This window comes from Bacillus aquiflavi, from assembly GCF_019915265.1.
Classification (GTDB): Bacteria; Bacillota; Bacilli; order Bacillales; family Cytobacillaceae; genus Bacillus_BT; species Bacillus_BT aquiflavi.
In genome coordinates this window covers 2152894-2165661 of the sequence record NZ_CP082780.1, presented here as the reverse complement: position 1 = coordinate 2165661, position 12768 = coordinate 2152894, and the positions used below count along the sequence as shown (strand labels likewise).

Annotated in this window: 15 protein-coding genes and 2 pseudogenes; 8 read left to right on the top strand and 9 right to left on the bottom strand. The window is 37.2% G+C overall.

Features of this window, described 5'->3' with window-relative positions; translation table 11 throughout:
* The first annotated feature begins 9 nt into the window (after positions 1 to 9).
* The 3 genes from K6959_RS10440 (at position 10) to K6959_RS10430 (ending at position 2651) form a co-directional block, all read left to right on the top strand.
* The gene (locus K6959_RS10440) at positions 10 to 807 is read left to right on the top strand and encodes an SDR family NAD(P)-dependent oxidoreductase (protein WP_163242926.1); all 798 of its coding nucleotides are present in this window, start codon (positions 10 to 12) and stop codon (positions 805 to 807) included.
* Between the two features lie 233 nt (positions 808 to 1040).
* Positions 1041 to 2300, top strand: a complete 1260-nt coding sequence (locus K6959_RS10435) for a Y-family DNA polymerase (RefSeq protein ID WP_163242925.1) — start codon at positions 1041 to 1043, stop codon at positions 2298 to 2300.
* Between the two features lie 12 nt (positions 2301 to 2312).
* Positions 2313 to 2651, top strand: coding sequence for a YolD-like family protein (locus tag K6959_RS10430; protein WP_163242924.1), 339 nt, complete (start codon positions 2313 to 2315; stop codon positions 2649 to 2651).
* A gap of 47 nt (positions 2652 to 2698) precedes the next feature.
* Here the strand turns inward: K6959_RS10430 and K6959_RS10425 are convergent, their stop codons facing one another.
* Complete coding sequence (locus K6959_RS10425; protein WP_163242923.1) at positions 2699 to 2896, bottom strand: CDGSH iron-sulfur domain-containing protein; 198 nt, start codon at positions 2894 to 2896, stop codon at positions 2699 to 2701.
* Between the two features lie 218 nt (positions 2897 to 3114).
* On the opposite strand from K6959_RS10425, the gene K6959_RS10420 reads away from it, so the two are divergent.
* Entirely contained in the window at positions 3115 to 3444 is a 330-nt protein-coding gene (locus K6959_RS10420) for an iron-sulfur cluster biosynthesis family protein (RefSeq protein WP_163242922.1), read from the top strand.
* Between the two features lie 29 nt (positions 3445 to 3473).
* On the opposite strand, the gene K6959_RS10415 is transcribed toward K6959_RS10420, so the two are convergent.
* On the bottom strand, positions 3474 to 4409 hold the full coding sequence (locus K6959_RS10415) for an alpha/beta hydrolase (RefSeq protein ID WP_246234841.1): 936 nt from the start codon (positions 4407 to 4409) through the stop codon (positions 3474 to 3476).
* Positions 4410 to 4670: 261 nt separating this feature from the next.
* Positions 4671 to 5576 (bottom strand): hydroxymethylglutaryl-CoA lyase, encoded by a 906-nt coding sequence (locus K6959_RS10410; RefSeq protein ID WP_223086458.1) that lies wholly within the window; start codon positions 5574 to 5576, stop codon positions 4671 to 4673.
* A 155-nt stretch (positions 5577 to 5731) separates the two neighbouring features.
* Here K6959_RS10410 and K6959_RS10405 point away from each other — a divergent pair, with 155 nt between their 5' ends.
* The 3 genes from K6959_RS10405 to K6959_RS10395 all read left to right on the top strand — a co-directional run bounded on the left by K6959_RS10405 (position 5732) and on the right by K6959_RS10395 (position 8378).
* Positions 5732 to 6922: an acetyl-CoA C-acetyltransferase gene (locus tag K6959_RS10405; RefSeq protein ID WP_163242920.1), complete on the top strand. Its 1191-nt coding sequence runs from the start codon at positions 5732 to 5734 to the stop codon at positions 6920 to 6922.
* A gap of 70 nt (positions 6923 to 6992) precedes the next feature.
* Positions 6993 to 7682 (top strand): CoA transferase subunit A, encoded by a 690-nt coding sequence (locus K6959_RS10400; protein ID WP_163242919.1) that lies wholly within the window; start codon positions 6993 to 6995, stop codon positions 7680 to 7682.
* 30 nt (positions 7683 to 7712) lie between these two features.
* Positions 7713 to 8378 carry a CoA transferase subunit B gene (locus tag K6959_RS10395; protein ID WP_246234839.1) on the top strand — a complete coding sequence of 222 codons (666 nt, stop codon included), beginning with the start codon at positions 7713 to 7715 and terminating at the stop codon, positions 8376 to 8378.
* A 334-nt stretch (positions 8379 to 8712) separates the two neighbouring features.
* On the opposite strand, the pseudogene K6959_RS19635 reads toward K6959_RS10395, so the two are convergent.
* The 4 genes and pseudogenes from K6959_RS19635 to K6959_RS10375 all read right to left on the bottom strand — a co-directional run.
* Positions 8713 to 8982, bottom strand: a pseudogene (locus K6959_RS19635) (SMI1/KNR4 family protein); the annotation flags it as partial.
* Positions 8983 to 9146: 164 nt separating this feature from the next.
* Complete coding sequence (locus K6959_RS10385; protein WP_218944016.1) at positions 9147 to 9557, bottom strand: HNH/ENDO VII family nuclease; 411 nt, start codon at positions 9555 to 9557, stop codon at positions 9147 to 9149.
* A gap of 68 nt (positions 9558 to 9625) precedes the next feature.
* Positions 9626 to 9763, bottom strand: a complete 138-nt coding sequence (locus tag K6959_RS10380; RefSeq protein ID WP_163242917.1) for a hypothetical protein — start codon at positions 9761 to 9763, stop codon at positions 9626 to 9628.
* A 182-nt stretch (positions 9764 to 9945) separates the two neighbouring features.
* The gene (locus K6959_RS10375; RefSeq protein WP_223086456.1) at positions 9946 to 10767 is read right to left on the bottom strand and encodes a hypothetical protein; all 822 of its coding nucleotides are present in this window, start codon (positions 10765 to 10767) and stop codon (positions 9946 to 9948) included.
* 31 nt (positions 10768 to 10798) lie between these two features.
* Here K6959_RS10375 and K6959_RS19160 point away from each other — a divergent pair.
* Positions 10799 to 11023: pseudogene (locus K6959_RS19160) on the top strand (IS3 family transposase); the annotation flags it as partial.
* Between the two features lie 92 nt (positions 11024 to 11115).
* Here the strand turns inward: K6959_RS19160 and K6959_RS10370 are convergent.
* Both K6959_RS10370 and K6959_RS10365 read right to left on the bottom strand, forming a co-directional pair.
* Complete coding sequence (locus tag K6959_RS10370; protein ID WP_223086455.1) at positions 11116 to 11535, bottom strand: contact-dependent growth inhibition system immunity protein; 420 nt, start codon at positions 11533 to 11535, stop codon at positions 11116 to 11118.
* A gap of 161 nt (positions 11536 to 11696) precedes the next feature.
* Positions 11697 to 12764: a pre-toxin TG domain-containing protein gene (locus tag K6959_RS10365; RefSeq protein WP_223086453.1), complete on the bottom strand. Its 1068-nt coding sequence runs from the start codon at positions 12762 to 12764 to the stop codon at positions 11697 to 11699.
* Between the last annotated feature and the right edge of the window lie 4 nt (positions 12765 to 12768).

Here is a 12768-nt window from a genome sequence, read left to right as displayed (position 1 = left end):
GGTGGAGTTGTGGCTGACAGAAGATTAAAAGGAAAAAATATTATTATTACTGGAGCTTCGAGTGGAGTTGGTGCTGAAATTGCCCGCTTATGTGCTCAGCAAGGTGCAAACTTAGTTTTACTTGCTCGAAGAATTGATAAGCTAATCGCATTAAAAGAAGAGCTTCAGCACCATTTTCAAGTCGATGTCATTGCTTGTCAACTCGATGTTTCCAACACAACTGAAATTGAGGAGGTTTTTCAAGAAGTTTTTAAGCAAATCGACCGAGTTGACGTGCTTGTTAATAATGCGGGATTTGGGATTTTCCGAGAAGCCCATGAAGCGGAAGTAAAAGAAATAAAAGAAATGTTTGCTGTTAACGTAATCGGTTTACTGGCTTGCACAAAAATGGTATTGCCAAAAATGATCGCTACACGTTCAGGCCATATTATTAACATTGCATCACAGGCTGGCAAAATGGCCACACCAAAATCAAGTGTTTATGCTGCCACAAAGCATGCTGTACTAGGGTATACAAATAGCTTAAGGATGGAGATGGTACGCTCAAACGTATATGTGACAGCCGTGAATCCCGGTCCGATCGCAACTGATTTTTTTACAGTCGCCGATCAGTCAGGTACATATGTAAAAAATGTTGGCAAATATATGCTTCAACCTCATGATGTAGCTAAAAAAATAGTGAACAGCATGTTAACGCAAACGAGAGAAATTAATTTGCCGCGCTGGATGAATATCGGGAGTGTTTTTTATACTCTTTTCCCGCAGCTTGTTGAAAGGCTAGGTAAAAAAGCATTTTTTAAAAAGTAATGTTGAATTCTTAAAAAAGAAGCTAACCTTTTACATAGGTTTGTAGCTTCTTTTTTTATTTAGTGAATAAGGACTATTTAGTAATAGGTCTAAAAACCTATAAATAATAAACGTTTATAATCCAATGGAAATATGATTTTTCATAAATTTCCATTGAAATAAAGTGTATATTTTTTTAAAATGTGAATATGCTATAACGGAACAAACGTTCTCTTTTGTGGAGGCGAAAAAACATGATTGATTACAGCAAAATGCCTCAAAATCAAATTTTATGTATTGATATGAAAAGCTTTTATGCGAGTTGTTCTGCTGTTATGCTCGGCTTCGATCCGCTTACAAGTTATATAGTTGTCGTTGGAGATATAGAACGGAAAGGGAGCGTTGTTCTTGCAGCTTCACCCCCAATGAAAAAGGAATTTGGGATAAAAACTGGTGCCCGTTTGTTTGAAATCCCTCAAGATCCGCGGATACATGTTGTCGAACCGCAAATGGCAATGTATTTACGAATTTCTACGGAAATAACGAAAATTTTTAATCGTTACGTTCCAGTAGAAGCGATTCATACGTACAGTGTCGATGAAAGTTTTATAAAAGTAGATGGTGTAGAAAGAATATGGGGGGATGCATGGACAATTGCCCGGAAAATAAAAGCAGATATTGAAAGAGAGCTCCAGCTTCCATGTGCAATCGGGATTGGCCCAAATATGCTGATGGCAAAATTATGCCTTGATTTGGAGGCAAAAAAGATCGGGATAGCAGAGTGGACATATGAAGATGTCCAAAAAAAGCTGTGGAATGTATCACCACTGCGAAAAATGTGGGGGATTGGAAAGCGGATTGAAAAAACGTTAAATGGAATGGGAATCTTTACAATTGGTCAATTAGCTCGCTATGATTTAACGAGACTTGAGAAAAAATTTGGGATTATGGGAAATCAACTTTATTATCATGCATGGGGAGTAGACCTTTCAGAGATTGGTTCCCCGATTTTGAATGAGCAAATAAGCTTTGGAAAAAGTCAAATTTTACTTCGTGATTACAAAGAAGAACGCGAAATTAAAAGCGTCATTCTCGAAATGTGCGAGGAAGTTGCTAGGAGAGCTCGAATGCATAAAAAAGCCGGAAGGACGATTAGTTTAGGTGTTGGCTATAGTTACGAAGAATTTGGCGGAGGATTCCATCGTTCAAAATCAATCGAAATACCAACAAACGTAACGATGGAGCTTTATCGTGTTTGCCTTGAGATTTTTCATGAGTATTATGAAGGAAAAACAGTACGGCAAATTTCCATTTCCCTTGCTAACATCGCAGATGATAACATGTTTCAGCTGAGTCTTTTTGATCAGAATAGCTGGAAAAAGAGAAAGCTTGGCTATGTAGTTGACGGAATTCGTCAGCGTTTCGGATCAGGAGCGTTGTTGCGCGCTGTTTCTTATACGAGCGGAGGAACAACAAGAGAGCGGACAAAGCTTGTTGGAGGCCATAAAATGTAAGGGGGAGAGGACTTGCTTCGCGACCGGGGAAATATTAAATGGGTTTCGTTAATGTTGCCTGAGCATGTTAAGTTATTAAGAGAGTTAGCAGTAAACTTGGAAAAGGTAGAGAAGCCGATTTTAGATGAGCAAACATATGAACAATTTGATCAATTAATTTATGAGGCAATGGCGGAGAATTATCTTGTACACTTTTTTTATTATCAAAATGGAAAAATTAAATCTTTTAAAGGGAAAGTACATTCCGTAGATCTGTTGCAAAGAGAGTTAAAAATGATCGATATGTATGCAAATAAACAGTCATTACAGTTTGATTACATTGTCGGGATGAATAAATTTGATGAAAATTAAGGAGATGATAGAAGAGCGGTTACGCCGTTGGATAACCGCTCTATATTTTACTTGGCGCGAACGGACGATTCAAAAAATGTTTTATGTGTACCGTCGCAAAAAGGCATTTTAGCGGATTTTCCGCAGCGGCAGAGAGAAAAAGTTTGCTTTGTTTCAAACTTGTTTCCTTCCATATCAATTAATTCAACATCGCCAGTAACACGGAACGAACCGTTATCCATTACTTTAATTTGTACTTTTGACATGTGCATACCATCCTTTCAACATTACATTGTATTGTACAGCCTGTAGAATAAGTGATATTCTCGGGGTGTAAGCCGAATAGAACTTGTCGCTCATAAGCTTACAACGAAGAATGCGAACGTTTGGCAACAGTCTGAACTACATTACATGTATTGTAATTGAAGTTTTCTGAAAATACAATCTTTACTATATGATATACAAAAGAAAGGAAGAACTATTCGTGGAAATTACTTTAACGAAAGCTGCAATTGAAAAATTAGCCGAGAAGTCTGTTGAACAAAGAGGATATGTAAAGCTCGAGTATGACACAGATGGGTGTGAATGCGATATAAGCGGTGTAACCGTATTGTCGTTAGTAAACGAGCTATCCGACGATGATATAGAAGTAAGAACGAACAGTATCCCGATATATGTAGAGAAATCAAGAGAAATGTATTTTGATGAAGAAATGACAGTAGATTTTTCTGAAGCGGTAAACTGTTTTCAATTAAAAAGTCCGAATCAAATTTTAAACGGAAGAATGAGCTTTAAAGACTACACAAAAAACTAGTTGATAGATCATTCTAAAGGCAGTTTCATTTATAATGAATAACTGCCTTTAGAATGATCAGTAAAAACAAACTGTAATAAAAATTGATCGATCGCTTTTTCATACTCTTCACGGTTTTCGTTAAACGATTGGGCATGTGCTCCTTTTACCGTAAAAAATAATTTTTTTGGCCCCTTTTTTCGCTCGTATAGGGATTTTGTCATAGACGGCAAGATGTAATCATCTTTTTTACTATGAATAAAAAGAACTGGCTTATTAATTTGATCAATAATTGAAATTGGTGAGACAGCCTGAAATGAATAGTTGTCACGTATGCGCAAAAATACGTTGGCAATTGGCAAAAATAACTTTGGCGGAAGCTTCATTTCTGTTTTTAATCGATAAGCAAGCTGTTCCTTTAAGTCAGAAAAGGGACAGTCGGCAATATAAAAGTGTGCTCCATCTTCTAGTTCACCAGCATAAAGCAACATTGTGACAGCTCCCATTGACTCACCATGAATGCCAAGGATGAGATCATCTCCTTTGTGGACTTTTAACCAATCAACAACTGATTTTAAATCGAATTTTTCATAATAGCCATAGCTTGTTGTTTTCCCACCTGATTCCCCGTGCCGACGTTGATCATAAATGAGGCAGTTGAATCCCCGTTCAATGAAAAGATTCATATATTTGACTGAGTTTATTTTATTTTCTGTAACGCCGTGACAAATAATAACATAACGGTTTGTTTCATAAGGCTCAATTAAAACGGCTTTCAGCGAGTAGCCAAATGAGGAGGGAATGGTTATCTCTTTTTTTGGCAAAGCATGATAATCTCCGGGAATAAAGCGGCGTGCGTTTCTTTCCCTATTGATAATCAAAGAATCGTCTTTCTTTTTAATATACATCACTCTATTAGTAAAATAGATTCCAACTGTAATAACAGAAAGAAATAGGGCGGCTATTAAGGCAAATAATCGTTTCAAAGGTGTTCCCCCCGTAAAAGATCTTATATTTATTTTAATTCAAAAAGGAAATAGCTACCTTGAACAGACAGCACAGCTTGGAGACAAAGTCGATATTTGAATGAACATTCTTCAGACGAATTAATAACCGCGTCAAACGTCCATAAGCTGATAACGAAGAATGTGTGAGCGTTTGTCAACAGTCTGGGCTGTCTAGCACATATTTAATATTTCAACTCATACTTTTTCTATATAAAAATAATGATTTATAAAGTTAATGTATTAATTTGGATGATGTTGTAATTGATAATAAGTGCTTTCAATTGATCTTGATAAATGTGGTTTTACAATTTCAACAGCTTCAATCAGCTTTTCTAAATCAATTCCTGTATCAATGCCCATCCGTTCAAGCATATAGACAACGTCTTCTGTCGCGACATTACCTGCTGCTCCCGGTGCAAATGGACAACCGCCTAAACCGCCAGCAGATGAATCAAATCGATCGACCCCCGCTTGAAGAGCTGCGAATACATTTGTTAATGCTAATTTTCTAGTATCATGAAAATGAGCAGTTAACAAAACCCCAGGAAATGCTTGTTTTAGCTTTGAAAAAAGGGAAAATGCTTCACTAGGGACAGCCATACCGATTGTATCAGCTACACTGAGTTCGTCAACTTCAGCGTCTACAAACTCACGACATAAAGCTAATGTATCCTCCTCTAATATTTTTCCTTCATAAGGACAATAAAATGCGGTTGAAATACAAGCTCTGACAAAATATCCTTTGCTCTTTAAGCCAGAGATAATCGGTAATAGTTCTTTCATGCTCTCAGTGGTAGTTTTGTTAATATTATGTTTATTAAATGTATTACTAACACCAACAAAGACGGCAACAGCTTTACAATCCGTCATAGAAACACGCTCAATTCCTTTTTGATTTGGCGTAAGAACGATGTTTCGCGTTTGCTCATCGAGGCAGTCGGAGAGAATTTCAGCCGCATCAATCATTTGCGGCACCCATTTCGGTGAAACGAAAGAAGTAAGCTCCAATTCCTTGATGCCCGCTTTTTTTAAAGCAAAAATAAATTCCTTTTTAACAGCTGTTGAAATAAAGTTCTTTTCGTTTTGTAACCCATCCCGTGGACCGACTTCAATAATTGTTACTTTTTTCGGTAATTGTAATGACATGTTTCTCCCCCCTATTCTCATAAGTTTATTTTATAAAGGAATTTTTTATAAAAAATGCAAGAATAATAGAAAATTTGACAAAATTAGAGGATTTCTTTTATTTTGTGCGAATTATATAGTAATAAAGAAAAAGAGACATGAAAGGATGAAAGACAGTGGGGCAAACAGAAGTAGTTATTGTAAGTGCAGTTAGAACCGCAATTGGTAGTTTCAACGGGAGCTTGAAAGACATTTCTGCGCCTGAATTAGGAGCGGTTGCAATTAAAGGAGCGTTAAAAAAAGCAGGTGTTCAACCTGAATTAGTAGATGAAGTCATTTTAGGAAATGTGCTTCAGGCAGGACTTGGTCAAAATCCTGCAAGACAAGCTAGTTTAAAAGCGGGCATTCCTGAAAGCGTTTCCGCAATGACGATAAATAAAGTATGTGGTTCAGGATTAAAGGCAGTACATCTTGCGACACAAGCAATTTTAGCAGGGGATGCTGAAATTGTCGTCGCTGGAGGAATGGAAAATATGAGCCAAGCACCTTATGTGCTAAAAAATGCACGTTCTGGTTTTAAAATGGGTGATCAAAAATTAATCGATAGCATGATTTCAGATGGATTATGGTGTGCCTTTAATGATTATCATATGGGAGTAACAGCGGAAAATCTTTGTGAACAATATCATCTTAGCCGCGAAGAACAAGATGAGTTTTCGGCATTAAGTCAAGAAAAGGCGGCAAGAGCAATTGAAGGGGGAAAATTTAAAGAAGAAATTATCCCGGTAGTCATTCCGCAGCGTAAAGGAGACCCAATTGTTTTTGATACAGATGAATATCCGAAAAAAGGCACAACGATTGAAAAACTAGCGAAACTTCGTCCAGCTTTTAAGAAAGACGGAAGCGTCACTGCTGGGAATGCATCGGGTATTAACGATGGTGCAGCTGCCCTTGTAGTAATGAGCAAGGCAAAAGCTGAAGAGCTTGGACTCAAGCCGCTCGTTACGATAAAGGCAAATGCTAGTGCTGGGGTCGATCCTAGTATTATGGGAATCGGTCCAGTCGGAGCTGTAAAAAAAGTATTGCAAAAAGCAAAGATGACGATGGAAGAATTAGAGTTAATTGAAGCAAACGAAGCTTTTGCTGCTCAGTCGCTCGCTGTTGACAGGGAGCTGAAGTTTAATAAAGAGATTTTAAATGTAAATGGAGGGGCGATTGCACTAGGTCATCCGATTGGCGCAAGCGGAGCGAGAATATTGGTTACATTAATTCACGAAATGAAACGCCGCGATGCGAAGAAAGGTCTTGCAACATTATGTATTGGCGGCGGACAAGGCGTAGCGACAGTTGTCGAATTAAATGAATAATATTTTGTAGAATTCGTACTACATTTTAATATCATCCAAATCGAAATCAAGCTGAGAGGGGCGAGGAAATTTGAAGAAAATTTGCACTTCTTTTAAAGAAGCTGTCGCAAATATTCATGATGGGGCGACCATTATGGTAGGAGGATTTGGACTCTGCGGAATTCCAGAAAATTTAATATTAGCTTTAGTTGATAAAGGGGTTAAAGACTTAACAGTTATTTCAAATAATTGTGGCGTCGACGAATGGGGACTCGGTCTGCTTCTAAATAACAGACAAATTAAGAAAATGATCGGATCATACGTCGGTGAAAACAAAGAGTTTGAAAGACAAGTATTATCGGGTGAATTAGAAGTAGAGCTCGTTCCTCAAGGAACTTTAGCTGAAAAAATTCGTGCTGGCGGTGCAGGGATTCCAGCGTTCTATACGCCGGCAGGAGTCGGAACGCCAATTGCTGAAGGGAAAGAAATTAGAATATTTAATGGAAAAGAATATTTATTAGAGGAAGCATATACAGCTGATTTTAGCTTGGTAAGAGCGTGGAAAGGCGATAAAATGGGGAATCTCATTTATAACAAAACAGCCCAAAACTTCAGTCCTATGATTGCTGCTGCTGGAAAAGTAACCATTGCTGAAGTAGAGACGTTATGTGAAATTGGAGAGCTTGATCCTAACTATATCCATACACCTAGTGTTTACGTTCAAACAATTATTCAAGGAAATCAGCAAAAGCGAATTGAACGGTTAACTGTACAAAAATAGATTTAAATACGGATGAAGGGAGAGTTAAGATTGAAGACTGCTAAAGGAACAGTTCGTGAAAAAATTGCAAGACGTGCTGAAAGGGAAATCCATGACGGTTATTACGTAAATCTCGGTATTGGAATGCCAACGCTTGTAGCAAATTACATCTCCGAAAATAAACAAGTTGTCCTTCAGTCGGAGAACGGTTTACTCGGAATCGGTCCATATCCGAAAGAAGATGAGGTCGATCCAGATTTAATTAATGCTGGGAAGGAGACTGTTACAGCAATTCCAGGCGCCGCATACTTTCATAGTGCTGAATCGTTTGCGATGATCAGAGGCGGTCATATTGATATCGCAATTCTTGGTGGCATGGAAGTATCAGAAAACGGGGATTTAGCCAACTGGATGATTCCTGGGAAAATGATTAAAGGAATGGGTGGCGCTATGGACTTAGTTCATGGTGCACAAAAAATCATCGTGATTATGGAGCATGTGAACAGAAGTGGCGAGGCAAAAATATTAAAAGAATGCAGCCTTCCGTTAACAGGAAAAGGCGTCGTTCATCGAATTATTACCGAGCGTGCAGTTATTGATGTTACTCAAGAAGGACTAAAGCTTGTAGAAGTGGCAAAAGGCTACACAATTGACGAAGTCGTTGCCTCAACTGAACCTGAGTTGGTTATCGCTGATGTTAAGCTAGATGCATATTAACGAAATGCTAGCTTTGGTTACGTAAAATACGGTCTGATGAATTGATATTAATATTATTTCATTGAAAAAAGGAAGCTAAAAACCGGATATGTAAGTCGGTCATTAGCTTTCTTTCTTTTTAAGTAAAAGTTAATGGTTATTGGTCGGAAACCAATTGAAATATTTATTTGGATTAAAAATCATAAAATATACAAAAACGGCTTATTAGATAGCCTCTGCCTGAAAACTATAAAACAGTTCTTATTTCTAGAAATTCACAACTAATAATATTACTTTCTTCAACAATAAGTTCTCTATCGTTCATTTGGCTTACGTGCTTTTTTGTTTTTAATTTCTAATCCCAATTGTCAATTGCTTCTTGAAAGCTATCTTTTAAGTACTCATCAAAAGTTGAGTATCTAATTATTTCTTTCTTACTAATATCATCCCATCTTATAACATAGTAATCATCTTTCGTGTTAATGCAATAAACAAATTCATCTACATTTTCAATAACCAAATAATTCTCTGGTAATCCTAATTTTCTATATCTTTCAGTATTATCGACTACTGATGCACACTCCATTCCTTCCACTCCCAATACTTCAACTCCACAAATACCTCCTGAACCAAACTTTTTAACAAATTCTCTATATTGTGGTGGAAAAGTACACCCTAATTTTTTTCTATTATAACTATGTTTTCATCTGATATTTCTCCAAAAAAATCTCCTTTTTCAGTATATTGATTTATAATCCCTAAAATTTCCATATTCATTTCTCAATCACCTCAATCTAAATTATTAAAACGCCATTTCCAGTATTTTTTTCTAAAATTATTGTATTGTTTATCTAAAATATCACTATTTCTAAAACTATCGCCATCTTTTATTAAACCATGCAAAGTCTTTTTGTACTCATCATGAGTAGTGGCAACTATTTCTACCAGATCACCCGGTTCTTTTTGAAGTAAATGATGAAGTTCAATCTGTGTCTCTACTCCATTCTTATCGACTACAAAAGGTGGACGTCCTTTTGCTGCTAGTTCTCTATTTGACAAACCTTTTGCCTTTGGATGCATCGGCTTATAATTCCACTGTATATCAGTTTTCTGATATACACGTCTTGAAACATCTACCTCTTTTCCGCCAACTTTAACACTACCTTCAAGTTCAATGGCCTTATAATTATCCCCAACCAATCAAGGTTAACTTCTCTACCAACTAGTTTTGAAGAGTTACTTCCGATATTAACATCCTTATCCTTACCCTAACCTTCACTCTTCACCGAAAACATTTGCGGACGAATGTCTCCGAGCGGTTTCGTTCCCATTCCAACAATCGGTAGAGAAGAATAGCCTGTCGACAGTTGCTCTCGATAAAGTACAGGGACTTTCACCTTGTCCAATTCTGCTTTCGCTGCGTTGATCTTTTCTTGGATAAATTCTTTGCTGTAAGGTTTTACTGTTATTCACTTTCGGTGATTTTCCAGGACTTTTTACGCTAGAAAGACCTTTTACTCCTTTTAATAAGGTGCTTGGAATGAGAGACGGCAAGGCAGAACCAGTTGCATACATGATCCCTTCTTGTTCAACCGAATCGGTCACGACCTGTGCGACAGATTCCGCTGTACGAATAGGGTCTTGGATAAATTGTATCGCAGCCTGTGTGTGTATCAATCGTTTGATCTGCCTTTTCTTTTAATTTAGGCGGTTCGATTACATCAGGAATAACACCTGATAGAATCACTATACCTGCATCTCCCACAACGGTGACCAATCCCGTCACCATCCCGACGATTCCATTTGCCAGCCCCTTGATGAGATCGGTGGCGCCCTGGGTTATATTTTCGACGACATCTCCTACTCCTTCAAAGAAGTTCGTATATTTCCCCTTCATTTTTGCTGCTCGATCATGGTACGCATCATCGACATTTTCAAATTTTTTTACTTTCATGTCGTATAGTTCCCACAGATCATCCATTTTGTTTTGAAGTTTGTTTCTAGTTGATTTAATATTCGCTTGAATCTTTTCCATATTTCTTCTATTTATCTTGCTTGCTTCCTTTTCAGCCTCGGTTGGATCATCAAACAAGCTTAAGATGGAAGAGGGTGTCTCGTAGCTTTGGTTTAATGCTTTCGTCACGTTTCTAGTGATGCCACTTTCTATTTGAGTGAGATTAATCCAAATATCATTACGGTCGACACGCATCATAGCGTTTCTCGCAATCGGGGAAATGTAAACGGTTGTGTCTGCCACATAATTTTCGAATAATGACAAAAGATCGTTGATTTGTGTTTCGTATTTTTCGATTTTTTCCTGGGAACGATTGATCTTTTGATCCCATGCCTCGACACTTTTCCCCTGATTCGTTTGAATCGCTGTGGAAACTTGATCAAGCGAGTCTTTCATTTTTACAAGGGCGTGCTTATACATATGAAAGAGAAGAATTACACAGAGTATGTCACGCAAAGGCAACAACTGTTACGATAATGCAGTGATTGAAAACTTTTTTTTTATGATGAAATTAGAATTCCTTTATATAAACTAAATTAAACTAAATTTGAAAATGTAGAGCATATTAAACAAAAATTGGACAAGTATATCCATTAGGATAAAGGTAAAGTTAAAAGGTCTGAGCCTAGTAGAATACGAGTTCAGACCTTAGAGGGTGCTTAATTAAAAATATATGTCTAACTTTTTGGGGTCATTTCAGTATATATTATACAAAGTTAGTACTGTTTTTTTATTAGGTTACTGCTAGCTGTCATAAGCTTTTTTTATTTTTTCTTTTTGTTCATCTAAATTTTTTCCATACATTTGTTTAATATCTTCGTCTTCCCAGTCAAATTCTAAGTACGACTGTTTTAGCTCTGTAACTTTATCATTTAGCATATTCAATTTGTTTATACTTAATTTATTTATATTAACAGACGAAAGTATCAACTTCAATAATTCACCGTCTTGATATTCTCCATCGTAAGGATTAAGAATAAATAAATCTATAGATTTTTCTAGTGCTAAATTTTTTAAAATATCTTGTCTAATCATTTTGGATATATCTGTTACAGTTAATTCCCCTATTTTTTTATCTAGTAGGAAATTATACCATTTTATTAATCCACTACCAAAATTTGATTCATCATAAGATAAATTATATAGTTCTTTTAATGTTTTCATCGTATTCCTCCAAACGGTTTAAATAGTTCTTCAATTTTATTAATATAAAAATTAGCTTTGGCAAGTTCTGGTTCCAAAAATTCTCTTACTGCAGAATTTAAATTAGGATTTTTTAAAGAACCTTCTAAACCTTTTTTAACCCCTTGAAGAGCGTCATATGATTAAATCATCTCTGTTTTATGATCCCAAAATCCACCACTAGGCTTTGGAACGGGATTTCCTTGTAAATCTCTTAATGTGCCAGAGAAGTCGTGATCTTTTAAATTATTTGCTATGACATTGTTAAGAGCCTCAACGTTTCTTTTTTGTGCCCGCGTTAGTTCTTCTGAAACATCGGCCATAGCACCACTAGTCTTCTTACCAGTTCCACCCACACCTCCCGACACTTTGCCCCCGCTAATCCGATAAATTTGCTCTTCAGCTAATCTCACTCCGCGCGTTCCGACCACACCTGTCGCATATGCAGGCATGAGGCGGTTTCCAATGAATGGGGAATATGTATCGATGAACTGGCGAATTCTTTCTAGCTCTTTTTGGGTGATTTGCTTTCCCGTATCCTTCACTGTCCGGAGAGACAGTTTTGACATTTCACTGACTTGCGCTAGTTTTTTTTTCCTTGCTTGAATTCGAGTCGAGTTTTGGAATGCTAACATTCCTTTTGCCGCTTTTCCGGCTCTCCCGGTTCTGATAAACCAACTAGGTGGTGCGACTGTTAAAACAGTCCAGCCAACTGCCTCGAGCCATTCGGGAAAGCTAAGTTTTTTCCCTGTGAATGGATCTTTCCCATTAAACGCTCGGTAAAGATCGTTTACTCCAATCACTTCCCCAGTTCCTTGAAGAAAGCCCTTAAGCGTTATTCCTTCGCTTACTTGTGTTGTTCGATTAACAGGCTGAATGGTGCGAATCATTTGATTAAATTCTGGAATGTTATGTTTACTTAAAAATGCGTTAATGTTTGATATCGCTTCTAAATAAGGATCGATTGGTTTTGCAGTAGAAAGGGTTTGCTCTAAGGACGGCATTTTTTCGGTGATAAATTCGTTCCCTTTTTGCTTAACCGTGTCCATCTCATATTCTACCGCAGCGAGATCTTCTGGGGCAAGAAGATGAGAAGCTTCACGGAGCACTGCTAATTGACTTTCGATGGTTTCGGCTTGCTGTTCATAATGCCTGTACATCTTTTTTAAATATGCTGCTATTTCTTCTGTGTGAACGATTAGTTTTCCCACTGGG